The organism is Cupriavidus sp. GW823-FHT06D04, assembly GCF_058795055.1.
The window spans coordinates 277,544-301,878 of record NZ_JBXAHL010000002.1 but is presented as its reverse complement, the minus strand read 5'-3'; the positions used below and the strand labels follow the sequence as shown (position 1 = coordinate 301,878).

Annotated in this window: 22 protein-coding genes and 1 tRNA gene; 8 read left to right on the top strand and 15 right to left on the bottom strand. The window is 67.0% G+C overall.

Translation table 11 applies throughout. The annotated features are described in order from the left end of the window. The 8 genes from AC1Q7H_RS05105 to recA all read right to left on the bottom strand — a co-directional run bounded on the left by AC1Q7H_RS05105 (window position 1) and on the right by recA (window position 8,531). Window positions 1-1,803: a PglL family O-oligosaccharyltransferase gene (locus AC1Q7H_RS05105; RefSeq protein WP_492381009.1), complete on the bottom strand. Its 1,803-nt coding sequence runs from the start codon at window positions 1,801-1,803 to the stop codon at window positions 1-3. A gap of 99 nt (window positions 1,804-1,902) precedes the next feature. Beyond that, complete coding sequence (locus tag AC1Q7H_RS05100) at window positions 1,903-2,391, bottom strand: pilin (RefSeq protein WP_492381008.1); 489 nt, start codon at window positions 2,389-2,391, stop codon at window positions 1,903-1,905. Between the two features lie 321 nt (window positions 2,392-2,712). Continuing rightward, window positions 2,713-3,408: a TerC family protein gene (locus tag AC1Q7H_RS05095; RefSeq protein WP_013955624.1), complete on the bottom strand. Its 696-nt coding sequence runs from the start codon at window positions 3,406-3,408 to the stop codon at window positions 2,713-2,715. Between the two features lie 246 nt (window positions 3,409-3,654). After that, the gene (gene sucD, locus AC1Q7H_RS05090; protein ID WP_011614568.1) at window positions 3,655-4,536 is read right to left on the bottom strand and encodes a succinate--CoA ligase subunit alpha; all 882 of its coding nucleotides are present in this window, start codon (window positions 4,534-4,536) and stop codon (window positions 3,655-3,657) included. Between the two features lie 99 nt (window positions 4,537-4,635). Next, window positions 4,636-5,802 carry an ADP-forming succinate--CoA ligase subunit beta gene (gene sucC / locus AC1Q7H_RS05085; RefSeq protein WP_013955623.1) on the bottom strand — a complete coding sequence of 389 codons (1,167 nt, stop codon included), beginning with the start codon at window positions 5,800-5,802 and terminating at the stop codon, window positions 4,636-4,638. Between the two features lie 89 nt (window positions 5,803-5,891). Then, the gene (locus AC1Q7H_RS05080; RefSeq protein ID WP_011614567.1) at window positions 5,892-6,587 is read right to left on the bottom strand and encodes a DUF2889 domain-containing protein; all 696 of its coding nucleotides are present in this window, start codon (window positions 6,585-6,587) and stop codon (window positions 5,892-5,894) included. A gap of 311 nt (window positions 6,588-6,898) precedes the next feature. Continuing rightward, window positions 6,899-7,366: a recombination regulator RecX gene (recX, locus tag AC1Q7H_RS05075; protein WP_211980735.1), complete on the bottom strand. Its 468-nt coding sequence runs from the start codon at window positions 7,364-7,366 to the stop codon at window positions 6,899-6,901. A 100-nt stretch (window positions 7,367-7,466) separates the two neighbouring features. Then, window positions 7,467-8,531, bottom strand: coding sequence for a recombinase RecA (recA, locus tag AC1Q7H_RS05070; RefSeq protein ID WP_010812222.1), 1,065 nt, complete (start codon window positions 8,529-8,531; stop codon window positions 7,467-7,469). Window positions 8,532-8,757: 226 nt separating this feature from the next. On the opposite strand from recA, the gene AC1Q7H_RS05065 reads away from it, so the two are divergent. The 5 genes from AC1Q7H_RS05065 to AC1Q7H_RS05045 all read left to right on the top strand — a co-directional run bounded on the left by AC1Q7H_RS05065 (window position 8,758) and on the right by AC1Q7H_RS05045 (window position 13,545). Further along, window positions 8,758-9,447 (top strand): response regulator, encoded by a 690-nt coding sequence (locus tag AC1Q7H_RS05065; RefSeq protein ID WP_013955621.1) that lies wholly within the window; start codon window positions 8,758-8,760, stop codon window positions 9,445-9,447. A 55-nt stretch (window positions 9,448-9,502) separates the two neighbouring features. Next, window positions 9,503-11,059, top strand: a complete 1,557-nt coding sequence (locus tag AC1Q7H_RS05060) for a sensor histidine kinase (protein WP_013955620.1) — start codon at window positions 9,503-9,505, stop codon at window positions 11,057-11,059. After that, entirely contained in the window at window positions 11,056-11,391 is a 336-nt protein-coding gene (locus tag AC1Q7H_RS05055; RefSeq protein ID WP_153953254.1) for a DUF4212 domain-containing protein, read from the top strand. Before AC1Q7H_RS05060 ends, AC1Q7H_RS05055 begins: the two co-directional genes overlap by 4 nt. Window positions 11,392-11,634: 243 nt before the next feature. Further along, the gene (locus AC1Q7H_RS05050) at window positions 11,635-13,335 is read left to right on the top strand and encodes an MFS transporter (protein ID WP_013955618.1); all 1,701 of its coding nucleotides are present in this window, start codon (window positions 11,635-11,637) and stop codon (window positions 13,333-13,335) included. A 133-nt stretch (window positions 13,336-13,468) separates the two neighbouring features. Beyond that, window positions 13,469-13,545 (top strand) — tRNA-Met (locus tag AC1Q7H_RS05045). A 103-nt stretch (window positions 13,546-13,648) separates the two neighbouring features. Here AC1Q7H_RS05045 and mepK read toward each other — a convergent pair. The 5 genes from mepK to AC1Q7H_RS05020 all read right to left on the bottom strand — a co-directional run bounded on the left by mepK (window position 13,649) and on the right by AC1Q7H_RS05020 (window position 18,311). Continuing rightward, window positions 13,649-14,236 (bottom strand): peptidoglycan L,D-endopeptidase MepK, encoded by a 588-nt coding sequence (gene mepK / locus AC1Q7H_RS05040; RefSeq protein ID WP_211980732.1) that lies wholly within the window; start codon window positions 14,234-14,236, stop codon window positions 13,649-13,651. A gap of 30 nt (window positions 14,237-14,266) precedes the next feature. Next, window positions 14,267-15,859: a L,D-transpeptidase family protein gene (locus AC1Q7H_RS05035; RefSeq protein ID WP_153953251.1), complete on the bottom strand. Its 1,593-nt coding sequence runs from the start codon at window positions 15,857-15,859 to the stop codon at window positions 14,267-14,269. A gap of 85 nt (window positions 15,860-15,944) precedes the next feature. Next, window positions 15,945-16,577, bottom strand: coding sequence for a LuxR C-terminal-related transcriptional regulator (locus tag AC1Q7H_RS05030; protein WP_492381007.1), 633 nt, complete (start codon window positions 16,575-16,577; stop codon window positions 15,945-15,947). Between the two features lie 163 nt (window positions 16,578-16,740). Next, entirely contained in the window at window positions 16,741-17,151 is a 411-nt protein-coding gene (locus AC1Q7H_RS05025; protein WP_492381006.1) for a carboxymuconolactone decarboxylase family protein, read from the bottom strand. A gap of 92 nt (window positions 17,152-17,243) precedes the next feature. Then, window positions 17,244-18,311, bottom strand: coding sequence for a CaiB/BaiF CoA transferase family protein (locus AC1Q7H_RS05020; protein WP_153953249.1), 1,068 nt, complete (start codon window positions 18,309-18,311; stop codon window positions 17,244-17,246). A 348-nt stretch (window positions 18,312-18,659) separates the two neighbouring features. On the opposite strand from AC1Q7H_RS05020, the gene AC1Q7H_RS05015 reads away from it, so the two are divergent. Next, window positions 18,660-19,100: a universal stress protein gene (locus AC1Q7H_RS05015; RefSeq protein WP_153953248.1), complete on the top strand. Its 441-nt coding sequence runs from the start codon at window positions 18,660-18,662 to the stop codon at window positions 19,098-19,100. Window positions 19,101-19,147: 47 nt separating this feature from the next. Here AC1Q7H_RS05015 and AC1Q7H_RS05010 read toward each other — a convergent pair whose 3' ends face one another. Next, window positions 19,148-20,194 carry a serine/threonine protein kinase gene (locus AC1Q7H_RS05010; protein WP_114134900.1) on the bottom strand — a complete coding sequence of 349 codons (1,047 nt, stop codon included), beginning with the start codon at window positions 20,192-20,194 and terminating at the stop codon, window positions 19,148-19,150. 19 nt (window positions 20,195-20,213) lie between these two features. Continuing rightward, window positions 20,214-21,812 (bottom strand): DEAD/DEAH box helicase, encoded by a 1,599-nt coding sequence (locus AC1Q7H_RS05005; RefSeq protein ID WP_492381005.1) that lies wholly within the window; start codon window positions 21,810-21,812, stop codon window positions 20,214-20,216. Window positions 21,813-22,112: 300 nt separating this feature from the next. On the opposite strand from AC1Q7H_RS05005, the gene AC1Q7H_RS05000 reads away from it, so the two are divergent. Together AC1Q7H_RS05000 and AC1Q7H_RS04995 are read left to right on the top strand one after the other, a co-directional pair. Beyond that, window positions 22,113-23,798, top strand: coding sequence for a ClcB-like voltage-gated chloride channel protein (locus tag AC1Q7H_RS05000; protein ID WP_492381004.1), 1,686 nt, complete (start codon window positions 22,113-22,115; stop codon window positions 23,796-23,798). Window positions 23,799-23,912: 114 nt separating this feature from the next. Then, entirely contained in the window at window positions 23,913-24,314 is a 402-nt protein-coding gene (locus tag AC1Q7H_RS04995; RefSeq protein ID WP_013955608.1) for a hypothetical protein, read from the top strand. Window positions 24,315-24,335: the final 21 nt, after the last annotated feature.

The following is a 24,335-nucleotide window of genomic DNA, read 5'->3' as shown; positions in this document are numbered from 1 at the left end:
TCAGCCCCGGGGCCATTCGGAGTACCGACGCGAACGGTCGCCAACCCATGCGCAGAATGCCTGCGGGCGTTCATCTGGCGTCAGGTCGCGGCATGCCTTCGCAATCTCAGCGTATTGCGCGACTTCATCGCCAAGGTAGTACCAGCGCAGCCGTTCCATCCACTGGCGACCTTGCGCAGGATCGCCGGTCAGCGCCAGCAGCCATGCGGTGCGCGCGATCATGGTCGGCGTAGGCAGCAGGTGGACGGCGGCGATGTGGGCGGGCAACAACTCTGCCGCATTGGCCGGCGTGATGGTGGCCTGGCCGGCAGCGTCGGCCTGCGCGTGCTGGCGGAACCAGAAGCGCGGCATCGGCAAGGCATTGCGGTGGCCTTCGCTGCTGGCGTATTCGCGGGCTTCGGCGCGGCGGTAGTCTTGCCACATGGTGGCCAGCACGGCCGCGGCCACCACGACAAACGCGATCGCCAGCGCCCGTGCCACTGGCATCGGCACGCGCCAACGCCCGAAGCCTGACGGCTCCAGCCAACCGAGCATGAAGCAGAACGGCAGGAAGAAATAGAGGTAATGCAGCGGGTATTCGAGCATCGAATGCGCGCACAGCATCGCCAGCCAGGTAAGAACCAGCACGGTCTGCTTGCGCTCTTCGCTATCGCCGTGCCACAGGCGAACGCGAACCACGCGCCATAGCCACGCCAGCAGGATCAGGCCTACGCCGGCGGCGCCGACGATGCCCGTCTTCGCCAGCAAGTCGAGGATGGCGTTGTGGGCGTGCAGGGACATCTCCACCTTCACGCCGACTTGCTGCATTTGCTGGAACTGCGCCCAGCCGAACTCGCCCCAGCCGACGCCGAACCAGGGGTGGGAGCGGAACATTGCCAGCGCGTGGGTCCACAGCGCGCCGCGCGCGGACATCTGGTCTTCTGCTTCGAGTTGGGCGATGGTGTCGAACAGGCGCCAGTCGAAGGCTTGCCCTGCCGCGCGGATCGCGGGCTGCAGGATCAGCAGCATCGCCACCATTGCTACTGCTGCGACGAGCAGACCGACCGGTCGCTGCATTGGATCCGAGTCGCGCCGCCCGCCTCGTGCGAGCCACGCTGCGACCAGTGCATAGACCGCAGCCAGGCCAACATGCAGCACGCCGGTGCGCGAACCGGACAGCACGACGCCGCTTTCCAGCAAGGCCACCGCGGCGAGCCACATCGGGAAACGCAAGCGGCCACGCGAGGCCAGCCACACTGACGCCACCAACGCTAGGCCTTCAACGGTGGCCTGGTGGTTGGGTTGGTTCAGGTTGCCCCAGAGGCGGCGGTTGGCGTCGTAGAAGTAGGTGGAGACTAGACCGAAGGCGCGGGGTTCAAGGTGGAACAGTTGTACCCACTGCGTCACGACACCAAGCAGGCCAGCGATGAGGAAAGCCGTAGCGAGGGTGTCAGCAATGTCACGATTGGACGCTGGCAATGCGCGGCAGTACCCCCAGGATGCACGCGTCACCATCGCGCCAAGGAGCAGCGTGAGAACAGTGACGAGGCTGCTGCCGGTGATATCAGAGTTGCCGGTGACGCTGAGTACAAGGCTGACAGCGACCAGCCAGACAAACAGCAGCGATATCCACGGCATCGACACGGAACGCGATGCAGTTGGCTGTCGGACTGCATGGATCGCGATGACGGCGGTGGCGCAGAGTGCGGCTGTCCATTCGCCGTAAAAGGTGGCTAGCGGCAGGGTGTGCCGGGAAACTAGCAGCGGAAAGGCAATCGTTAGGACAACGGCTATCGCCGGAATGACAGTCCTGGACGGCAGCATGAGAACGCCTTGTTGGAGAAAAGGCGCATGATAGCTTGGACGAAGGGGATAGAAAAAGGCGCCCGAAGGCGCCCTTCCCCCCAAAGATTCTCAACCAGATTAGACGCCGGTCTTGGATTTGGTACAAGCCGCTGCACCGCCTGCGCCGGCTGCGTTTGCAACAACAAAAGCAACAGAAGTTGCCGAGGGCGTCGGCGTGACCGTTACAACACAGTTTCCTGCGGCAGCCGTACCCGTGAGGGTGATCACGCCGGCGGCATAAGTCACTGTGGCATTCGTGGGAGTAGGAACGCCCGCCGTGTAGCCGCCACCATTGGCGCTGGGCAGGCCCGTTGCGGTAACGTCATTGCAAGGCGCTGCAATTGCCGTCTGAGCGTTGTTTTGAACGCATTCCGCGATCGCCTGTTTCAGGGGAGCAATAGAAGTGATGTTGTCCGACCAACGCGAGCGCGTCACGTAATCCTGATACTGCGGAATCGCAATCGCCGCCAAAATACCAATGATCGCCACCACGATCATCAGTTCGATCAGCGTAAAGCCCTTCTGGACACGACGGCCCAGTTTCTTCAGTTGTTGTACCCGTTGCATGATTTGACCCCTCGAAGAGATTTTAGTTGAGCGTTGCACGTCTTCGGTTTCGTGACGCGGGGACTATTGAGCAGTAAGCGTGCCAGCGGCATCCCCCATCCGCAGGGGGTAAAAAAACGACAAATTTCGTCACCCGTCAGGGGGATGCTTGCCGGATGCGCCAAAATTTGTCACTTGCGCCCCCCTACCACCGCGCCCAACCGACAAAATGTGCGATCACTCACATGAGTTAGTTGGCCAAGGCACCGACGACCGCCTTGCCGGCGCGCCAACGAAAAAGGGCGGCCAGTTGGCCGCCCTTCTCGCCTGGGCGGAACCTCGTCAGGCGGTCTGTGCCGACCGGCGGCTCAGCAGCTTGCCCATAAGCACCACCAGGATCGCGCCGGCGGCGCCGAATACCAGGTGGGCGTGCGGCACGTGGACTTCGAACCAGGCGGCGTCGACCGGGTCGCTGACCAGCATCTCACCCGCCAGGTAGCCGAGCAGCGCGGCGCCCAGCACGATGATGACCGGGAAGCGCTCCATGACCTTGAGCAGCAGCGTGCTGCCAAACACGATCAGCGGGATCGACAGGCCCAGACCGATGATCAGCAGCATCAGCTGGCTGCCTTCGGGGCCCTTCTGCGCAGCGGCGGCCACGGCCACCACGTTGTCGAGCGACATCACCAGGTCGGCGATCAGGATGGTGCGGATGGCGGCCCAGATATTGTCCTTGCCATCGTGCCCTTCCTCGTCGTCATCGCCGGTCAGCAGCTGCACGCCGATGTAGACCAGCAGCACGGCGCCGACGATCTTCAGGTACGGCAGGCTCAGCAGCTTGACCGCGGCCACGGTCAGCACCACGCGCATGATGATGGCGGCGGCGCTGCCCCAGAAGATGGCCTTCTTCTGCTGGGCGGGCGGCAGGTTGCGCGAGGCGAGCGCGATCACCACCGCGTTGTCGCCGGACAGGACGATATTGGTCAGGATGATCGATCCCAACGCAATCCAGAAAGTGGTGGAAGACAGCAGTTCCACGGGGAGGCTCCTCGAGTTCTATCTATAGGTCCGACCCGTCATATGACGGCAATTCGGATGTCTGAAAACACAGACATGACTGTTTAACGCACGAACCTTACGATTCGGTTTCAATTCCGGCTGGTGCCGCTTGGGAGATACCCTAGTAAGTGTCCCACCAGAATGACATTGCCCCCGCACGCGGCGGGGGCAATGTCTTATCATTTCCGCGCAGGCGGAAACGACGTACTGAACATCGTCAGCAAATTACAGCATCGCCTTCAGCAGGCGGCCCATCTCCGACGGGTTCTTGGTCACCTTGATGCCGCAGGCTTCCATGATTTCCAGCTTGGCCTGGGCGGTATCGGCACCGCCCGAGATCAGCGCGCCGGCGTGGCCCATGCGCTTGCCCGGAGGCGCGGTCACGCCAGCGATGAAGCCAACCACCGGCTTCTTCATGTTTTCCTTGATCCAGTAAGCCGCGTTGGCCTCGTCCGGACCGCCGATCTCACCGATCATGACCACGGCGTCCGTTTCCGGATCGTCGTTGAACATCTTCATCACGTCGATGTGCTTCAGGCCGTTGATGGGGTCGCCACCAATGCCGACAGCCGACGACTGGCCCAGGCCCAGCGCGGTCAGCTGGCCCACGGCTTCGTACGTCAGCGTGCCCGAGCGCGACACCACGCCGATGCGGCCCTTCTTGTGGATGTGGCCCGGCATGATGCCGATCTTGATTTCGTCCGGCGTGATCAGGCCCGGGCAGTTCGGTCCCAGCAGCAGGGTCTTCTTCTTCTCGCGGCGCATGCGGTCCTTGACTTCCATCATGTCGCGCACGGGGATGCCTTCGGTAATGCAGACCACCAGGTCCAGGTCGGCGTCAACAGCTTCCCAGATCGCGGCAGCGGCGCCTGCGGGCGGCACGTAGATGACCGACACGGTGGCGCCGGTCTGGGCCTTGGCGTCCTTGACGCTGGCGTAGATGGGAATGCCTTCGAAGTCTTCACCGGCCTTCTTCGGGTTCACGCCCGCGACGAAGCAGTTCTTGCCGTTGGCGTAGTCGCGGCAGCCACGGGTGTGGAACTGGCCGGTCTTGCCGGTGATGCCCTGGGTGATGACCTTGGTGTCTTTGTTGATCAGAATCGACATGCTGTAATCCTTTGCTTGGCTACGAGCGGCGCGCGCGAGGGCGCATCAAAGCGCCTGCGCACCGCCCGCGTTCGCGTATGGTTGCGTTCGTGCGACGGCTTACTTGCCAGCGGCAGCGGCCACCACCTTCTGGGCGGCTTCTTCCATCGTGTCGGCCGAGATGATGGGCAGGCCCGAGTCGGCCAGCATCTTCTTGCCGAGGTCTTCGTTGGTGCCCTTCATGCGCACGACCAGCGGCACCGTCAGGTGCACGGCCTTGGAAGCGGAGATCACGCCTTCGGCGATCACGTCGCAACGCATGATGCCGCCGAAGATGTTGACCAGGATGGCCTCCACGTTCGGGTTGCTCAGCATCAGCTTGAAGGCTTCGGTCACCTTCTCGGTGGTGGCACCGCCGCCCACGTCGAGGAAGTTGGCCGGCTCGCCGCCGAACAGCTTGATGGTGTCCATGGTGGCCATGGCCAGGCCGGCGCCGTTCACCAGGCAGCCGATGTTGCCGTCCAGCGAGATGTAGGCCAGGTCGAACTTCGAGGCTTCGATTTCGTTGGCGTCTTCTTCATCCAGGTCGCGGTAGGCAACGATTTCCGGGTGACGGAACAGCGCGTTCGAGTCGAAGTTGAACTTGGCGTCCAGCGCGATGACCTTGCCGTCGCCGGTCAGGATCAGCGGGTTGATTTCAGCCAGCGAAGCGTCGGTTTCATAGAACGCCTTGTACAGGCCTTGCAGGGCCTGGCGGGCTTGCGCCACGCTCGCGTCGGGCACGCCGATCTTGCGGGCGATGTCGTCGGCTTCAGCGTCGGTCAGGCCGACCGACGGCTCGATGATCAGGGTGTGGATCTTTTCCGGGCTGTGGGCAGCGACTTCTTCGATGTCCATGCCGCCTTCGCTCGAGGCCATCAGCGCGACCTTCTGCGAAACACGGTCCACCACCAGCGAAACGTACAGTTCCTTCTTGATGTCGGCGCCTTCTTCGATCAACAGGCGGTTGACCTTCTTGCCTTCCGGGCCGGTCTGGTGCGTGACCAGCTGCATGCCCAGGATGTTCGAGGCGTAGGTCTTGACGTCGTCGATGCTCTTGGCAACCTTCACGCCGCCGCCCTTGCCGCGGCCACCCGCATGAATCTGGGCCTTGACGACCCACACCGGGCCGCCGAGCGTTTCTGCGGCCTTCAGGGCCTCGTCAACCGAGAACGCGGGGATGCCGCGCGGAACCGGCACATTGTATTTGCGCAGGATTTCCTTGCCTTGATACTCATGGATATTCATGCGTGTTTCCTTTCGGGTAGGCGTAAAAGGTAGAAGGGAAGAATCTGAAAGAAGACGAACTCTCTCGTCAGGCTGGCCAATCCTGAGAATCAGCCGGAGGTGCCGGTCGGCCGCTCGGCCGGGACAGCGTCGTTGCCATCATTGCCGCGGTCGCCATTGGCCGCGGGCGGCGCCTGAGGCGCAGTCGCGACGGCAGGTGCTGCCTCGGCCCGTACCTTGGGCGTCGGCTGGTGACCATACCAGCGCGGGTAAAACTGACGAACCACCTCGCCATCGAAACGCAGGGCGTGGCAGCCGTTCAACTGATAGGGCGGCTCCGGATTCGGGTCGTCCTCGCCGTTGTCGCGGATATTGATGACTTCACCGGCAAAGGCCTGGATCGCCGTGCTGGGCAGCACGCCCGCGGCCTCGGTCAGGTGCGAGCAGCCGTGCATGCCGCCCAGGCGCTCACGCACGGCCTTGCGAAAGCCCTTGCGCAGGTTCAGGCCGATCAGCTTGCGGTAAGCCGGGCCGATCGTGTCGCAATGGGACGGGTACGGCACCCAGTCCGAGCAGGCCTCGGCATCCAGCACCGTCATTTCCTCATTGATCGTGACGCGCAGCCACAGGTCGTGCAGGGGCTGGCCTACCGGCCGGACGCGGTCGCCGGCCAGTTCGATGTCGCGAGGTTTGGTGTCGGTCAGGCGCACCTCGATATCCCACAAGCCGTCCTCTCTCTGGTACGCCTCGGCCGTAATGGCGCGACGGTGACGCTGGGAGCGGTTGACGGGCTGGGACAGAGGCATGGCCAGGCTGGAAATACGGGGGACTGGGGAACGGCGGTGCCGGAGCACCGAATAACCCGGGGAGTTTAACATGCCGCGCCACGTTGACCGGGAACATCCTTGCGCAGCAACTGTCGCGGCGCGATTGTCGGCCGACCATGGCACCCGGCATGACACAGCGGCTTGGCGCAACGCACCAGCAAACACGGGCTCAGCGATGGCAACAAAATCGTCTGCAGTCCAATCGGGAGATGACGCAATGCAGCGAATTTACCCTGATGGCAGTGCAGGTACTCCGGGTGAAAAATGGCGCTTGCGCCATACGCCGGTACTTAACCCTCGTCGCCATAGTCTTCGTCCGCACCCTGGATGATCTTGCTGACGACCGAACGCGAGAACCCGCGCGCCACCATGAAGCGGATCTGCTTGGCCCGCGCCTCGGGTGTGTCGGGCGGAGTGCCGAAGCGCTTGCGCCAGACCTCACGGGCGCGCTCCACTTCCGTGGCGCGCAGCCGCTCTTGTAGATCACCCAGCTGCTCGCTGCCGAGCTTGTGGGTCTTGGCCTCCTGCATCACGCGCGCGGTGCCGTAGCGGGCGCCGCGGCGGTGCACCAGGCTGTCGGCAAAGCGCTGGTTCGACAGCCAGTTCTCGCGCTCCAGCGCGTCCAGCAACTGCTCCAGCTGCTCGGCCGACTCGGCATGCGGCGCCAGCTTGCGCGCCAGTTCGGCACGGCTGTGCTCGCGGCGCGACAGGTAGCCGACGGCGCGGGCCTTCAGCGAGAGCGGGGGACGGGTTGCCATGGGTTACCGAATTCTGTGGATGGGGACCCGCGCCAAGCAAAAAGGCCGGGGCATCGGCGATGCCCCGGCCTTCCGGATGGCGCAATGGCCGCTGGCGCGGTCAGTCTTCGACCGCTACCGGCGTGGCAGCCGCCGTGGGGTTCATGGCCACCACGCCCAGCGCCGCGCGCACCTTGTTTTCGATCTCGTCGGCAATGTCCGGGTTCTCGCGCAGGTATTCGCGCGCGTTGTCCTTCCCCTGGCCGATCTTGTCGCCGTTGTAGCTGTACCAGGCGCCGGACTTCTCGACGATCTTGGCGTCCACGCCCAGGTCGATGATCTCGCCCTGGCGCGAGATGCCCTGGCCATAGAGGATGTCGAAGAAGGCTTCGCGGAACGGCGGCGACACCTTGTTCTTGACCACCTTGACCTTGGTCTCGTTGCCGATCACGTCGTCGCCCTTCTTGATCGAGCCGATGCGGCGGATATCCAGTCGCACCGAGGCGTAGAACTTCAGCGCGTTGCCACCAGTGGTGGTTTCCGGCGAGCCGAACATCACGCCGATCTTCATGCGGATCTGGTTGATGAAGATCACCAGGCAGTTGGTGCGCTTGATGGTGCCGGTCAGCTTGCGCAGCGCCTGGCTCATCAGGCGGGCCTGCAGGCCCGGCAGCGAGTCGCCCATTTCGCCTTCGATTTCGGCCTTGGGCACCAGCGCCGCCACCGAGTCGATCACGATCAGGTCGATCGAGCCCGAGCGCACCAGCGCGTCGGTGATTTCCAGCGCCTGCTCACCGGTGTCCGGCTGCGAGATCAGCAGGTCGCCGACATTGACGCCCAGCTTGTTGGCGTAGCTGACGTCCAGCGCGTGCTCGGCGTCGATAAAGGCGCAGGTGCCGCCCAGCTTCTGCATCTCGGCCACGACCTGCAGCGTCAGCGTGGTCTTGCCCGACGATTCCGGACCATAGATCTCGACCACGCGGCCGCGCGGCAGGCCGCCGACGCCAAGCGCGATGTCCAGGCCGAGCGAACCGGTGGATACCACCTGGATGTCCTTCTCGACCTCGCCGTCGCCCAGGCGCATGATCGAGCCCTTGCCGAACTGCTTCTCGATCTGGGAGAGCGCGGCGGCAAGCGCCTTCTGCTTCTCGGCGCTCACGCCGGCACCTGCCTTCTTGTCGTCCATGGTCGTCCTTGAATCAATGGTGTATAAATAGGCCGCATGTGGCGCGGCACCGGCATTTTCCGGCGCCAGCGCCGGCCCGGCTGTCTGCGCGGCCGCTCTCCAGGGGGTCTCCCCGGGCAGCCCCAGCGGAACGTGCGGGTACTGTATAAAAAAACAGTATGCTTGGCAAGCCCCATCGCGCCCCATTCCGCCGGCGCCGGCTATGCCGGCCAGGGTGGAGACAACCATGCGCATTCTGATCGCCGAAGATGACGACGTGCTGGCCGACGGCCTGACGCGCTCGCTACGCCACTCGGGCTATGCCGTCGACCACGTCACCAATGGCCTGGAAGCCGATTCCGCGCTGTCGACCCAGACCTTCGACCTGCTGATCCTGGACCTGGGCCTGCCGCGCATGTCCGGGCTGGAAGTGCTCAAGCGCCTGCGCGCGCGCGGCGCCATGCTGCCGGTGCTGATCCTGACCGCCGCCGACAGCGTCGACGAGCGCGTCAAGGGCCTGGACCTTGGGGCCGACGACTATATGGCCAAGCCCTTTGCCCTGTCCGAACTGGAAGCGCGCGTACGCGCGCTGGTGCGGCGCGGCGCCGGCGGCGGCGCCACGCTGATGCGGCACGGGCCGCTGGCCTACGACCAGGTCGGGCGCATCGCCTATATCAACGACCAGATGCTCGACCTGTCCGCGCGCGAGATCGGGTTGCTGGAGATCCTGCTGACACGCAGCGGCCGCCTGGTATCGAAAGAGCAGTTGGTGGACCACCTGTGCGAGTGGGGCGAGGAAGTCAGCAACAACGCCATCGAGGTCTACGTGCACCGACTGCGCAAGAAGATCGAAGTCGGCGGCATCCGCATCGCCACTGTACGCGGGCTTGGCTACTGCCTGGAGAAATTCCAGCCGGCGGTGGCCACGCACCACTGATCCCCACCCGACGCAACCGCAGGCCAAGCGACCGACCTGAGCGCAAACCGCCGAGATGAGCCTGCTGCGACTGCCTTGGCGGCGCGCGCCCCGCGCCGCGCCACCCCCTCCTTCCACCGCCCCGGCCCCGGACGCCGCCGACCAGGACCTGGCCGACGCACTGCCGCACCTGGAGGAAAGCACCGCGCATCCGTCGCCGCGCTCATTGTTCGGCGAGATCCTCGACTGGATGCTGGCGCCGCTGCTGCTGCTCTGGCCGATGAGCATCGCGGTGACCTACCTGGTGGCCAAGTCGATCGCCAACGGGCCCTTCGACCGCGCGCTGGAGGCCAGCGCCATCGTGCTGTCGCAGCAGGTGCGCGAGGTCAACGGGCGCATCACGCTGCAGCTGCCGCTGTCGGCGCGCGAGATCCTGCGCGCCGACGAGACCGACAACATCTATTACCAGGTGGTCGGCAAGCGCGGCGAGTATATCGCCGGCGACCACGACCTGCCGCTGCCGTCCGAGGAAGACCAGGGCCATGCGGGCCTGGTGTCCCTGCGCGATGACCACGTGGCCGGCAACGACGTGCGCGTGGCCTACACCTATATCGACCTGAAGCAGGTCAGCGGCACCCAGCCGGTGCTGGTGCAGGTGGCCGAGACCCTGGACAAGCGCGCGCGCCTGGCCAACGAAATCATCAAGGGCGTGATCCTGCCGCAGTTCGTGATCCTGCCGCTGGCGGTGGTGCTGGTGTGGTTCGGGCTGTCGCGCGGGCTGGCGCCGCTGACCGCGATCCAGCAGCGCATCCGCGCGCGCAACCCCGGCGATACCAGCCCGATCGACGAACGCGCCGCACCGCAGGAAATCACGCCGCTGGTGGGTTCGTTCAACGACCTGCTGGCGCGCCTGGACCAGTCGGTGCAGACCCAGAAGCGCTTTATCGCCGATGCCGCGCACCAGATGAAGACACCACTGGCGGGCCTGCGCATGCAGGCCGAGCTGGCGCAGCGCGAGCAGTCGCCGGAAGAGCTGCGGCGCTCGCTGGCGCAGATCGCCGGCAGCTCTGAGCGCACCGCGCACCTGGTCACGCAGCTGCTGTCGCTTGCGCGCATGGAAAACCTGGCGGGCACCGGCGGCATGGCGGCGCTGGACCTGGCGGCGCTCGCGCGCGAGGTGGTCAAGGACTGGCTGCCGCAGGCCTGGGCGCGCGACATCGACCTGGGACTGGATGCGGACGACCATCCGGTGATGGTGCAGGGCAACCGCCTGATGCTGACCGAGATGCTGAACAACCTGCTCGACAACGCCATCCGCTACACGCCGCGCGGCGGGCATGCCACGGTGCGCGTCAGCGCCGACGCCTTCGAGCCGTTCGCCTACCTGGATGTGGAAGACACCGGCCCGGGCATTGCGCCGGCCGAGCGCGAGCGCGTGATGGAGCGCTTCTACCGCGTGCTCGGCACCAATACTGAAGGCAGCGGCCTGGGCCTGGCGATCGTGCGCGAGATCGTGCAGCAGCACGGCGGCGACGTCCAGATTTCCGACCATGTCTACCAGCAATCGCCACGGCTGGCCGGCGCGCATTTCCGCGTGACGCTGCGCCGGCCCGACTACCTCCCGCCCGCATGAACGACAGCCCCGCCCCCGATAGTGCCGAAGCCCGCCAGCGCCAGGCCTGGCGGCGCAACCTGCGCTGGATCTGCGGACTGCTCGCGATCTGGTTCACCGTCACCTTCGTGGTGGCATGGTTTGCGCGCGACCTGCGCTTCGACTTCTTCGGCTGGCCGTTCTCGTTCTGGGTCGGCGCGCAAGGCGCGCTGGTGGTGTACGTGCTGATGGCCGCGCTCTACGCCTGGCGCATGAACCGCGCCGACGGCGAAACCGACACCGACAGCCTGGCCGCGCCCGCCCCGGCGCCTTCGCAGGGCGCGTCGCGCGGCACGGGCGCCGATGCTGCATAGCCGCACCCCTGCAAAGCGCGCCATTGCGCCACACAAGCACATCGCCCTCCGCAGCGCAGCATCCAGCCGCCCGCCGGCGGCTAGCGTATACCCCGACATTCTTTGACGATTCCGTGCCCGGTTCTGTCAGAACGCAGTAAGTTTCGCCACCCACAATCCTCTGCAACTCAGGCATAGCGGCCAGCCGCGCGGTCTTTTCCGCGCCACGCCCACCCGAGATCCATTCCAGACGGAGGAGACGATATGGCAAACGTGCAAAACGTTGCGGTGCCCGGAGGGGGCGCGCAGAACGCACCGATGACAGCCGAAGAGCGCAAGGTGATCTTTGCCTCATCGCTGGGCACGGTGTTCGAGTGGTACGATTTTTATCTCTACGGCTCGCTGGCGGCAATCATTGCCAAGCAGTTCTTCGCCGGACTGGATCCCACCTCGGCCTTCATCTTCGCGCTGCTCGCATTCGCCGCCGGCTTTATCGTGCGGCCGTTCGGCGCGCTGGTGTTCGGCCGCCTGGGGGACATGATCGGGCGCAAGTACACCTTCCTGGTGACGATCCTGATCATGGGCCTGTCGACCTTCATCGTCGGCCTGCTGCCGGGCTATGCCACCATCGGCTGGGCTGCGCCGATCATCCTGATCGCCCTGCGCATGCTGCAGGGCCTGGCGCTCGGCGGCGAGTACGGCGGTGCCGCCACCTACGTGGCCGAGCACGCACCGCACGGCAAGCGCGGCGCCTATACCTCGTGGATCCAGACCACGGCCACGCTGGGCCTGTTCCTGTCGCTGATCGTGATCCTGCTGTGCCGCGAAATGACCGGGCCCAACTTCGAGACCTGGGGCTGGCGCATCCCGTTCCTGGTGTCGATCCTGCTGCTGGGCGTGTCGGTGTATATCCGCCTGTCGATGAGCGAATCCCCGGCGTTCCAGCGCATGAAGGCAGAGGGCAAGACCTCCAAGGCCCCGCTGACCGAATCCTTCGGCCAGTGGCGCAACCTGAAGATCGTGATCCTGGCGCTGGTCGGCCTGACCGCCGGGCAGGCCGTGGTGTGGTACACCGGCCAGTTCTACACGCTGTTCTTCCTCACCCAGGTGCTGAAGGTCGACGCCAAGACCGCCAACCTGCTGATCGCCGGCGCGCTGGTGCTGGGCACCCCCTTCTTCGTGTTCTTCGGTTCGCTGTCCGACAAGATCGGCCGCAAGTGGATCATCATGGCCGGTTGCGCGCTGGCAGTGCTGACCTACTTCCCCATCTTCAAGGGCCTGACCCACTACGCCAACCCCTCGCTCGAGCGCGCCCAGCAAAGCGCACAGATCGTCGTCACCGCCGATCCGAAGCAGTGCTCCTTCCAGGGCAGCCCGATCGCCCGCGAGATCGACTTCCGCAGCTCGTGCGACATCGTCAAGCGCACCCTGGCCCAGGCATCGGCCAGCTATGAAGTCGTCGACGCGCCCGCCGGCACCACCGCCACGGTAAAGATCGGCGACACGGAGATCCCCTCCTTCAACGCCAGCCTGGTCCCCGCCGGCCACAGCTTCGACGACGCCAGCAAGAAGCAGATTGCCAGCTTCAAGAAGCAAGTGGCGGACTCCATGGCCGCCGCCGGCTACCCGACCAAGGCGGACCCGGCACAGATGAACACGATCATGGTGCTGGTGCTGCTGACCATCCTGGTGATCTACGTCACCATGGTCTACGGCCCGATCGCCGCCATGCTGGTGGAACTGTTCCCGACCCGCATCCGCTACACCTCGATGTCGCTGCCCTACCATATCGGCAACGGCTGGTTCGGCGGCCTGCTGCCCACCATCTCCTTTGCGCTGGTGGCCCAGAACGGCAACATCTACTACGGGCTCTGGTATCCGATCATCATCGCAGCCATCACCTTCGTGATCGGCGCGCTGTTCATCCGCGAGACCAAGGACGTGAACATCTACGCCAACGACTGAGCGGTCGTCCGGCACTAACGGAAACGGCAGGCCATCCGGCCTGCCGTTTTTTTATGCATGGGCCCTTCATGCAAAATCTTCGCAGCAAGGTGTTGACAGCCTCGAAAGCCCAGGTATAATCTCAGTCTTCGTTGGCGAATTAGCTCAGTCGGTTAGAGCGACGGAATCATAATCCGCAGGTCCGGGGTTCGAGTCCCTGATTCGCCACCATCTATTTTAAAAGCCGCGATCCCGCATGGGTTCGCGGCTTTTTTCTTTGGGTCGTTACCAGGGCGCAAGCGAGCCGCCCATCATGGGCGGCCACAGACAACGCTTACCAGTAACGCACGCGCCCGGTATCGATGTGCACGAACTGGTCAGACTCATAGAAGCCGACACCCCCGCCCTGCAATGACTTGGCCGCGTCGCGCACGTCCGCCAGCGGCACGCCGGCCAGGCGGATGTCGATGGCCTTGCCGTCCATGTGCAGGCTGTGCCTGGCCACGCCGCCGCCGCGCGTGTTGCGCAGGCGCGAGTTGGTGGCGGGGCTGCGGTAGCCGGAAATGACCTGGAACGGCTGGTCGGTGCCAAGCTCGCGGCGGACCTGGAACAGCAGGTCGAACAGCTGCGGGTCGATCATGCCGACCTTGCCGGAGTAGTGGTCGCGCAGGAAGCCGTTGAGCGTGGTCAGCGCTTCGGGCACGAAGCGGTCGCCAACGGCATAGACCAACGACACGCGCTCGCCGGTGTGGGTGTGGTCGAAGGCCAGCGTGCGGGCGTCCGGCAGGCCTGCCAGGGCCTGGTTTGCAGGCAGGCTGGCCAGCGCCTGGCGCGGCGTCAACGGCATCAGGCCGGCGGCAAGGGCCAGGCCTCCGGTGGTATGAAGAAAGCGGCGGCGTGCCTTGCGCGTCGCATCAGTCATGGTACTTCCTCTGAATGTGCCAGTGGCGCCTCAGTGGGTGGTGCCGGAGGCGCTTGCAATAGCTGGTTGCTGGGGCCGTCCGTTGCGTTGCCGCAGTGCCTTGTCCAGCAATTTGTCGTGACCGTAGATGTCAGGCAAGAAGGATACACGACCATCGGCGCGCGCAATGACCGTGCCGTAGGCCAGCACCACCGGCAAGGGCTGCTGCAGGCGCACCGTATTGGACTTGCCACGCGTCATCGCTTCGCGGATCCGGGTCTCGTTCCAGTCCGGCATATCCTGCAACACGAACTGGGCCAATGCTACTGGGGCTTCCACGCGGATGCAGCCGTGGCTGAAGTCGCGCCGGTCGCGCTTGAACAGCTGTGGCGAGGGCGTGTGGTGCAGGTAGATGTTCTCATTGTTGGGAAACACGAACTTGATATCGCCCAGCGCGTTCAGCGGGCCCGGCCGCTGGCGGATGCGCATGCGGCCGTTCAGCACGGCGTCGAGATTCTCGTCGGACAGCGTGGTCACGGCCTTGCCGTCGCCACTAACGAACTCCAGGCCCTGCCGGTTGAAGTAAGCCGGATCGCTGCGCAGGTGCGGCACGGTCTCGCGGCGCGCGATCGAGGGCGGGATGTTCCAGTACGGGCTGAACTCGATGTAGCGCATATCCTCCTCGAACAGCGGCGTGCGCGTATCCAGTGCCTTGCCGACGATCACCTTCATCTCGAGCTTGATGTCGAGCTTGCCGTCGCGGATCTCATAGGCGCGCAGCATGAACTCCGGCACATTCACCACGATCATGCGCGGACCGTCCAGCGGCGTCCAGCGCAGCCGCTCCATGGTCAGTTCGATTTGCCGCACACGGCTGGCGATGGGCAGGTTGAGTTGTGCCAGCGTGCCCGCGCCGATCACGCCGTCGGCCTCCAGGCCGTGGCGCGACTGGAACGCCTTGACGCCGCCGACCAGGGCGCCTTCGTAGCGGGCCGGCGCCTGGGTGCCGGCGGGCAGGTCGCCCAGCGCGACCAGGCGTGCAGTCAGCGCCGCGGCACCGGCCCAGGGCTGGCCCGGCGTCAGCTTGCTCCCCGGCAACGGTGGCAGCGGCTGCCCCCAGGCCGGCTGCTTCGCGATCTCGCGGTACCGCGCCAGGGCCTCCCGCAGCGTGCCATAGAGCGGGAAGGTGGGCGCTGCCTGGCGGATGGCGTCGGGCAGCCGCTGCTGCGTGACGGCATCGCGCAGCCACGTGGCGGCATCGAAGGGCCGTTCCGCCTGCGGGGCAAAGTTGGCATGGACCGCGCGCGGGTTGACGCGTCCGCCGTGCAGGTCTGCCAGCATCCGCTCCATCGCGGCGCTCAGCGCGGCATCCACGCGTGCGGCCGCGTCCGGCGGCAGGGCTGGCCCGCTGGCGGCCTGGACCACGGCCTGGCGCAAGGCGTCGGCATCGTAGTCGCGCGGATCGAGGCCGTCGGCCGCGGCCGCGGCCAGCGCATCGACGGCCTGGCGCGCAGCCGGCACCGGACGGCCCTGCGCAAACCACATCGGCTCATTGGCGAAGGCAGGCATGGCCAGGCACGCGGCGGCACAGGCAAGCACGACAGCGCCCAGGCGGCGCGCGGCGGCATTCAGGGTCGGAGGCATCGGGCGGAAAGCTCGGATTCGTCACACACGCCCACAGTCTACCCGCGATGGCGGCATGGTGCGGCAAGCCGCCCCAGGGTGCGCGTCACCACACCAGCTGATGCCGGCGCGCGTAGTCCGCCATTTCGACCAGGGAGCCGACATTGAGCTTGGCCATGATGTTGGCCTTGTGGGTGCTGACCGTCTTGCTGCTGATTACCAGTTGCTCCGCGATCGACTTGTTGGAATGGCCGCGCGCCAGATACTGCAGGACGGTGATTTCGCGGTTGCTCAGCCGCGCGAAGCCCGATTCCCGCTGCTCGCCGATCTGGCGCACGGTCTCCAGCGTATGCATGGGAAATACCAGGTAGCCGCACAGCACGCCGCGCACCGCGTGCATCACCTCGGCCAGCCCACGCTGCTTGACCACAAAGCCACGGGCGCCCGCGCGCTGCGCCCGCACCAACGCCAGCGTGGCGTCGGTGTCGGTGTCGGACAGTACCAGCAAGGGCACGGCGGGCAGCGTCGCCGAGACGCGCCGGACAAAGTCGATGCCGGGATTGCCGAAGCGGTCGACATCGACCAGCACCAGCCCCGGCCGGTGCTCGCGGACCAGCCGGAACGCTTCCCGCATGCCGTCCATTTCCAGTACTTCACCGGCGCCCAGCTCAGCGCCGAGTTCAGCGGACAGCGTGGTGTGGAACTGGGAAGGTTCGTCGACGATCAGCGTGAGATGCAATTTGAGGCTCCTTAACGACTGGCATGGCTTGGCCTGCTGCCAAAGTTAAGGAGCCGGAGAGGTCCTGACGCGCCGAATCCTCTCCGCGCAGATGCAGCAGAATCTGCATCAGAGTCAGTCTTTTCTGCGTCGCGCTGTTTTCGTATCGATGCCGCGGTCGGCGTTACCCGTTGGCAGCGTCGAGGACTTCAGTCAGCTTGCGGCTGGCATCCAGCGCCGCGGGGAACCCGCAGTAGACCGCGCTGTGCACCATCAGCTCGCGCAGTTCCTGCGGCGTCACGCCGTTGGCGAGCGCGCCGCGCAGGTGCCCGGCCAGCTCCTGCGGCCGGTTCAGCGCAATCAGCATCGACACCGTGGCCAGGCTGCGCTGCTTGCGGTGCAGGCCGTCGCGGGTCCAGACCGTGCCCCAGGCGAACTCCGTCACCAGTTGCTGCAGGCTGGTGTCGCCCTGCTGCGCGGCGGCGTCCAGCGCGCGCCGGACGTGCTCGGGGCCGAGCACTTCGGTGCGCACGTCAAGACCGGCCTCGAAGGCCGGCGTGGGGGTATAGGCGGGAAGTTGGCTGGGTTCGGCCATGGCATGGGCCTCCGGTTTGGGTCGATGCCGCATGGTAGCCGAACCGATCAGACAGATTCGAGAGGCCGCGGCATCTGTGCCGCGGCCCCAGGTCATTCCGTGCCGGCGCGCAGGAAGCGCGGCGCCGGCGCCGAACGCGGCACCTCGCGCTCGCCCTGCTGGTACAGCCGATACGTGCCGCGTGCCTGGTTGTGTGGATGGCGCGCGGCCTCGTCCAGAGTCAGCACGCGCGCAAAGCACACGTCGGTGCCGCCCAGCACCGCCTCCCAGTGGGTGCTGGGCTTGCCTGCGATGCACGCGGCAATGCGCGCCTTCACCGCGGGCCACTGGGCGCGGTCATACTGCGCGGCGGGGTCGATGTCGGTCAGTTCGAGCCGCTCGAGCAGCTCGCGGTAGAACTGCGGCTCAAGTGCGCCCAGCGTGATGGCGCGACCGTCGGCACAAGGGAAGACGTCATAGAACGGCGAATCGTGGAAGGGGCTGGGTTGCGGGCCGCCCAGCGTGCCGGCTGCGCGCGACACCTGCACCAGCGAGCCCAGCATGGCGACGATATCGGTGATGGCCGCATCCACCACGCAGCCCTCGCCGCTGGCGCGCGCGCTCAGGATGGCGCTAGTGATGCCGAATGCCAGGCCAAGCGCGCCGGTGGCATCGCCCACCACGGTCGGCGGCACCATCGGCAGTGAGCCTTCGCGCGCGGCCATCGACAAGAGGCCGGTCAGTGCGATGTAGTTAAGGTCGTGGCCGGCGCTCTGCGACAGCGGGCCGGTCTGGCCCCAGCCGGTCATGCGGCCGTAGACCAGGCGCGGATTGCGTGCATGGCACACCTTCGGGCCCAGGCCGAGGCGCTCCATCGCGCCCGGGCGCAACCCTTCGATCAGCGCGTCGGCGCCGGCCACCAAGTCCAGCGCGGCGGCCACGTCTTGCGGCGACTTCAGGTTCAGTTGCACCACGCGCTTGCCGTGCTCCAGCTCCATCTCAGGGGGCACGGGCTGGCCGCGCAGGATGCGGCGGGCATCCGGCGCGACCGGGCGGGTCACCAGCGTGACCTCGGCGCCAAGGCCGGCCAGCATCGCGCCGCACAACGGGCCGGGGCCGATGCCTTCGAATTCCACTACCTTGATACCGCGCAGGGGCAGCAGGTTGCCACGCTCACTCATGATCGTCGTCTCCGGAATCGCCGCCCGCCCGCGCCATGGCCGGGGGCAGCTGCATTGAATTAGTCTGGGATGGGCCGTGCCTGCGGCAGCGCGGGCGTGCCAATGCCTGCCACGGGGCTCGGGAGCATGCTACGCGCCACCGCGTTGACGGGGCAATGGCCAAATGCTTCAGCCGGATTGACGGAATCCGTCGGCCGGCCGGCTATCGCACGGTCGGATCGGATAAATCCGATCCGACTTGATCTAAATCGGGTCCTGGCAGGACACTAGGTGCCATGATGGTTCCAGTGGCGGTGCCGCCTCATGGCGCACCGCCTGCCGACAGCCCCCACCCAGGAGATTCCCAACATGACCAATATCGTGCTCGCCACCGACGGCTCGGCCTTCAGCGACGCCGCGGCTCGTTTTATCGCCGAAGGCAAGCTGCTGCAGAGCGGCTTTACCGTGCATGTCGTGCATGTGGCGCCGGAAGTGAGCGGCCAGGTGCGCGCCTTTGTCAGCAAGGAAACCATCGACGACTGGCACAAGGAGGCCAGCGACAAGGCCATGGCGGCGGTCTGCGACATCCTGTCCGCAGCCAAGGTGCCATTCGAGCGGCACCCGCTGCATGGCTTCGCGCCGGAGCGCATCGTCGCCTGTGCGCGCTCGGTCGACGCCGCGGCCATCGTGATGGGCACGCATGGCCGGGGTTCGTTCTTCGATGCGGTGATCGGTTCAGTCGCGGGCCGCGTGCTGGCGCAGGCCGAGTGCCCGGTGCTGCTGGTCAAGGCGCCGGAAAAGAAGGCTTGAGCAAAGTAGTAGAAAACCGGCGCCCTGGCGGCGCCGTCCGGTAGACCTCAGGCGCCCCACAGGGGCGCTTCGTCCATCAGCGCCACCTGTTCGCGCAGCTCCAGGATGCGGTCCTGCCAGTAGCGCGCGGTGCCGAACCACGGGAACGCGGCCGGAAAGGCCGGGTCGGCCCAGCGGCTGGCCAGCCAGGCGCTGTAGTGCAGCAGCCGCAGCGTGCGCAGCGCTTCCACCAGCCACAGTTCGCGCGGCTGGAATTCGGCGAAGTCTTCATAGCCGGCAACGATGTCGGCCAGCTGGTCCTGCATGGCCGCGCGGTCGCCCTCCAGCAGCATCCAGATGTCCTGGATCGCCGGCGCCATGCGGCTGTCGTCGAAATCCACGAAGTGCGGGCCCGGCGCGCCATGGGTGCCGCCGCGCGCGTCGTCCTCGTCGATCCACAGCACATTGCCGCGATGGCAGTCGCCGTGGGTGCGCAGCAGGCGCACCTCGCCGGCGCGCTCATAGCAGCGGCGCACGCCGTCCAGCGCCAGGTCCGTCACCGATTGCCACGCGGGCAGCAGGTCGGCCGGAATGCAGCCGCTGGCGAGCAGCCAGTCGCGCGGGGCAACGCCGAAGGTTTCCAGATCCAGCGCCGGGCGCGCCTGGTAGGGTTGCGTCGCCCCCAGCGCGTGGATGCGGCCGATAAAGCGGCCGAGCCAGGTCAGCGTATCGGAACGGTCCAGCGCGGGCTCGCGGCCGCCGCAGCGGGGGAATACCGCGAAGCGGAAGCCGGCGTGATGCAGCAGCGTGCCAGACTCGCCCGGTGCCAGCACCATGGCCGGCACGGCCGGGATCTCGGCATCGGCCAGCTGCTGCACAAAGGCGTGTTCTTCCAGGATGGCCGCGTCGGTCCAGCGGCCCGGACGGTAGAACTTGGCGATGACGGGCGGGGCATCCTCGATGCCCAGCTGCCAGACGCGGTTCTCATAGCTGTTGAGCGCCAGCAGGCGCCCGTCGGGGCGCAGGCCGGCGCCTTCCAGCGCGTCCAGCATCAGCTCCGGCGTCAGGCCGGCGTAGGGAACGCCGGGGTCGGCCGGGGCGTCGGACGCGTGCATGGTGTCAGCCCTGATCCGCTCAGCGCGCCGGCTTGCGGTTGCCGCCGAGCAGCGCGGCCTGCGGCGCCGGACGGCGATTGCGCGCCGGTGCCGGTGCCGGTGCCGCGTCGTGCGGCTGGCGTGCGGGTTGCGCCGCGGTCCGCTGCTGGCGCGCCGGCTCCTGGCCGTCGCGGCGCGGTGCGGGATTGCGCGCGCCGCCGGCGGGCTGGCCGCCACGGTTGCCGTTGGCCGCGCCGTTGCCGCGCTGGCCGCCTTCGGCAGCGCGCGTGCGCGGCTGGCCGCCCTGGGCCTGGCGCGGCGCAGCCTGCGCTTCGCGCGCCGGGCGCTGGCGCTGGGCGCCCTCGCCTTCGTTGCCGGCCGGACGCGCCTGGGCGCGTCCGCGGCCCTGGCTTTGTCCTTGCCCCTGGCCACCACCGCCACGCTGTTGGCGGCCTTTCTGGATCGGCTCGGGCGCGATGCTCGGGTCGACCTCGAAGCCCGGCAGCACGGTCTGTTCGAGCTTGCGCTTGATCAGGCGTTCGATATCGCGCAGCAGCGCAATCTCGTCCACGCAGACCAGCGAGATCGCTTCGCCCTCGGCGCCGGCGCGGCCGGTACGGCCGATGCGGTGCACATAGTCCTCGGGCACGTTGGGCAGGTCGAAGTTGACCACGTGCGGCAGCTGGTCGATGTCGATGCCGCGCGCGGCGATATCGGTTGCCACCAGCAGCCGCAGCGTGCCCGACTTGAATTCCGACAGCGCGCGCGTGCGCGCCGACTGGCTCTTGTTGCCATGGATCGCCAGTGCCGACAGGCCGTCCTTGGTCAGCTGCTCGGCCAGGCGGTTGGCGCCGTGCTTGGTTCGCGTAAATACCAGCACCTGGTGCCAGTCATGCTGGCGCACCAGGTGAGCCAGCAGCTCACGCTTGCGCTCGCGGTCCACCGGGTAGACGCGCTGGTCCACGGTCTCGGCCGTGGTGTTGCGCCGCGCCACCTCGATCGAGGCCGGGTTGTTCAGCAGGCGGTCGGCCAGCGCGCGGATATCGTCCGAGAATGTCGCCGAGAACAGCAGGTTCTGGCGCTTGGCCGGCAGCACGTTGAGGATCTTGCGGATATCGTGGATGAAGCCCATGTCGAGCATGCGGTCGGCTTCATCGAGCACCAGCAGTTCCACCTGCGACAGGTCGATGGTGCGCTGGGACACGTGGTCCAGCAGGCGGCCGGGCGTGGCCACGACGATCTCGACGCCGCGCTTGAGCTGCTCGATCTGCGGGTTGATGCCGACGCCGCCGAACATCACCATGGAACGCAGGCGCAGGTACTTGCCGTAGTTGCGCACGCTCTCTTCGACCTGGGCGGCCAGCTCGCGCGTGGGCGTCAGCACCAGTGCGCGCACCGGCAGGCGGGCCGGACGCTGCGCGCCATTGGCGCCGCGCGCCGCGGAGTCGGACAACATCTGCAGCATCGGCAGCGTAAAGCCGGCGGTCTTGCCGGTGCCGGTCTGCGCGCCGGCGAGCAGGTCACCGCCCTTGAGAATGGCGGGGATTGCCTGGGCCTGGATGGGAGTCGGCGTGGTGTAGCCCTGTTCGGCCACGGCACGCACAATCTTGTCGGACAAGCCGAGTTCAGAAAAAGACATGTATTGCTGCTTGGGCCATCGCTGCGCACGCGGTGCGCCAAACGCCGGATGGCTCCTGGTAATCGGATCGGAATCGGAACGCGAACGCCGGGAAGCCGGCATGGCAGGGCACCGGCCCGCCCGCGAAGGAAAGAGCGGTAGTGTACCAGTCCGTGACAAGCGGGTTCTGCACCGGGCGCGGCCCCGCATGCGCGCCGGCGCACATCGGGTCTGCGCGGGTGGCGCTGCGCTATCATGACAGCCTCTGCCCGCCCCCTCTCCGGCTCCGCACCCGCGCCACATTTGCCCCGGAAAGCCGCCATGCGCTTGCGTTTCCTCGAAGACCAGGAAGTCACCCTGTTCGCGGCCATCCCGGTCGGGATCGTCGCGGCCATTGCCACCACACTGTTCAAGGAAGCGCTGGAGGGCGCCGGCGTCGTGCTGTTTTCCAGCCATGCCGACGTGGTGGCCGTATTCGCCACGCTGGCGCTGGCGTGGCGCGTGGTGGTGCCGGCCGCGGGCGGCGCGCTGGCGGGCGGCCTGCTGGTGCTGGCCAATCGCCTGGCCGGCAGCCACAGCGGCGCCACCGACTACATGGAAGCGGTGGCCAACGGCAGCGGCCGCCTGCCGGTGCGGATCACCTTGCTGCGCGCGCTCTCATCGTTTTTCTCGATCGTCAGCGGCAGCTCGGTCGGCAAGGAAGGCGCAATGATCCAGCTGGCGGCGCTGTGCGGCTCGCTGTTCCCGTCGACCCGACTGGAACGCGGCGGCGGCTCGAACATGCGCCGCATGCTGACCGCCTGCGGGGCCGCGGCCGGCCTTGCCACCGTCTATCACACCCCCTTCTCCGCCGCCGTCTTCGTTGCCGAAGTGGTGTTCGGGGCGCTCGCGGTGCAGCGCCTGATGCCGCTCTTCCTGGCTTCGGTGGCCGGCGCCATGGTCAGCCAGTGGCACGGCGGCCTGCAGCCGCTCTACCCGGGCCTGGATATCGCCCCCGACCTGCGCCCGCACATCCTGCTGGCCGCGGCGGCGCTGGGCGTGGCCGCCGGCATCGCGGGCGCGCTGTTCATGCGCGCGGCCGGCTTTGCGCGCAGCCGCTTTGCCGCCGTGCCGGGCGGGCCAGCGGCACGGCTGACGCTGGGCGGCGCGCTGGTCGGCGTGCTGGCGATGGCGGTGCCCGAGGTGGTTGGCAACGGCTATTCCACCATCCAGACCATCCTGCAGGAACAGCCGCTGAGCGTGCCGGTGGCCGGCGTGCTGCTGGCCAAGCTGGTGGCAACGGTGATCAGCATGGGCTCGGGGGCGGTCGGCGGCGTGTTCACGCCGTCGCTGTTCGTGGGGGCGGCGCTCGGGCAGTTGCTGGCCATCGGCATGCAGGGCACGGCGGCCGGTGCGGCGCCGCTGCTACCGCTGGTGGGCATGAGTGCGTTCCTGGCGGCCACCAGTCAGGCGCCGCTGATGTCGGTGCTGATGGTGTTCGAGATGACGCTGGCGCCCGCGCTGCTGCTGCCGTCGATGATCGGCGCGGTGGCGGCGTACTACACGGCGTCACGCTGCCAGACGCTGTCGCTGTACAGCGTGATCGCCGAGCGCGCGCAGGCCTCGGCCGCGGCCGAACATGCCCGCACGCTGACGCTGGCGGGCCTGTGCGACCCGACCGATACCGTGCTCGACCCGAACGCTACCCTGGCGGTGGCAGCCGACAAGTTTGCCGAGACCGGCACACGCTACCTCTATCTGGTCGAAGCAGATGGCCGCCTGCTGGGCGCGCTGTCGATCCACGCGCTGCAGCGCGCCCAGCGCGAGGGCGCCGCGGACGACGTGCTGGCGCTGGCCGAGCGCGACTTCCCCGCACTGACCCCGGATTCGCGCCTGCGCGACGCCCTGGCGGTGTTTGCCGGGCACGGCATCAACCGCATTCCGCTGGTGCGCGACAGCGCCAGCCGCGAACTGATGGGCACGGTGTCCAAGCAACGTGTGCTGCAAGAGGCATCCTGCCTGTTCTGAGCTCGCCTGCATCGCCGACCCGGCCAGGCCGCCAGCGGGGTAAAATGACCGGTTGCGCCCGTCTTTGGGCCATTCCCGCCAACGCGTCGTCCCATTTGTCGGAGTTCTCCCCCCATGCCAGCAGGTCGTGATGCGCGCCGCGAGGCGCCGGAGTCTGTCCAACCCAGGCGCGCCCGCAGGCTGCTGCCAACGCTGGCCTGCGCCGCCGCCCTGCTGCTCGGTGCGGCAAGCGCGATGGCCCAGCCGGTGCGGGTGATCCCGGACGATGCGCAGGCGGCCAGGCTCGTTATCGCCACGCCGTCTGCCGGTGCGCCCCAAACGGCCACGCTCGATGGCAAGACCGTCGGCGTGGCACCGGGCCTGCGCCTGTTCGGCACCGACAACCAGCTGCTGGCCAGCGCCGCGGTGGCCGGCCAGAAGCTGCCGGTGCGGTACAAGCTGGACCTGTACGGCCAGCTGCTGACCGCCTGGGTGCTGAGCGAGCCGGAACAGAAGGCGCTGAAGAAGAAATCGTAGTCCCCCGGAAGTGCGACCGGC

What these genes read in the sequence shown, in the direction of transcription:
- AC1Q7H_RS05035 (WP_153953251.1), bottom strand. Translation starts at nt 15,859, where the DNA reads ATGCCTCCGACCCTGAATGCCGCCGCGCGCCGCCTGGGCGCTGTCGTG.
- AC1Q7H_RS05000 (WP_492381004.1), top strand. Translation starts at nt 22,113, where the DNA reads ATGCGCTTGCGTTTCCTCGAAGACCAGGAAGTCACCCTGTTCGCGGCC.
- sucC (WP_013955623.1), bottom strand. Translation starts at nt 5,802, where the DNA reads ATGAATATCCATGAGTATCAAGGCAAGGAAATCCTGCGCAAATACAAT.
- recA (WP_010812222.1), bottom strand. Translation starts at nt 8,531, where the DNA reads ATGGACGACAAGAAGGCAGGTGCCGGCGTGAGCGCCGAGAAGCAGAAG.
- mepK (WP_211980732.1), bottom strand. Translation starts at nt 14,236, where the DNA reads ATGACTGATGCGACGCGCAAGGCACGCCGCCGCTTTCTTCATACCACC.
- AC1Q7H_RS05005 (WP_492381005.1), bottom strand. Translation starts at nt 21,812, where the DNA reads ATGTCTTTTTCTGAACTCGGCTTGTCCGACAAGATTGTGCGTGCCGTG.
- AC1Q7H_RS05020 (WP_153953249.1), bottom strand. Translation starts at nt 18,311, where the DNA reads ATGAGTGAGCGTGGCAACCTGCTGCCCCTGCGCGGTATCAAGGTAGTG.
- AC1Q7H_RS05100 (WP_492381008.1), bottom strand. Translation starts at nt 2,391, where the DNA reads ATGCAACGGGTACAACAACTGAAGAAACTGGGCCGTCGTGTCCAGAAG.
- AC1Q7H_RS05010 (WP_114134900.1), bottom strand. Translation starts at nt 20,194, where the DNA reads ATGCACGCGTCCGACGCCCCGGCCGACCCCGGCGTTCCCTACGCCGGC.
- AC1Q7H_RS05065 (WP_013955621.1), top strand. Translation starts at nt 8,758, where the DNA reads ATGCGCATTCTGATCGCCGAAGATGACGACGTGCTGGCCGACGGCCTG.
- AC1Q7H_RS05050 (WP_013955618.1), top strand. Translation starts at nt 11,635, where the DNA reads ATGGCAAACGTGCAAAACGTTGCGGTGCCCGGAGGGGGCGCGCAGAAC.
- AC1Q7H_RS05025 (WP_492381006.1), bottom strand. Translation starts at nt 17,151, where the DNA reads ATGGCCGAACCCAGCCAACTTCCCGCCTATACCCCCACGCCGGCCTTC.
- AC1Q7H_RS05055 (WP_153953254.1), top strand. Translation starts at nt 11,056, where the DNA reads ATGAACGACAGCCCCGCCCCCGATAGTGCCGAAGCCCGCCAGCGCCAG.
- sucD (WP_011614568.1), bottom strand. Translation starts at nt 4,536, where the DNA reads ATGTCGATTCTGATCAACAAAGACACCAAGGTCATCACCCAGGGCATC.
- AC1Q7H_RS05015 (WP_153953248.1), top strand. Translation starts at nt 18,660, where the DNA reads ATGACCAATATCGTGCTCGCCACCGACGGCTCGGCCTTCAGCGACGCC.
- AC1Q7H_RS05060 (WP_013955620.1), top strand. Translation starts at nt 9,503, where the DNA reads ATGAGCCTGCTGCGACTGCCTTGGCGGCGCGCGCCCCGCGCCGCGCCA.
- AC1Q7H_RS05105 (WP_492381009.1), bottom strand. Translation starts at nt 1,803, where the DNA reads ATGCTGCCGTCCAGGACTGTCATTCCGGCGATAGCCGTTGTCCTAACG.
- AC1Q7H_RS04995 (WP_013955608.1), top strand. Translation starts at nt 23,913, where the DNA reads ATGCCAGCAGGTCGTGATGCGCGCCGCGAGGCGCCGGAGTCTGTCCAA.
- recX (WP_211980735.1), bottom strand. Translation starts at nt 7,366, where the DNA reads ATGGCAACCCGTCCCCCGCTCTCGCTGAAGGCCCGCGCCGTCGGCTAC.
- AC1Q7H_RS05080 (WP_011614567.1), bottom strand. Translation starts at nt 6,587, where the DNA reads ATGCCTCTGTCCCAGCCCGTCAACCGCTCCCAGCGTCACCGTCGCGCC.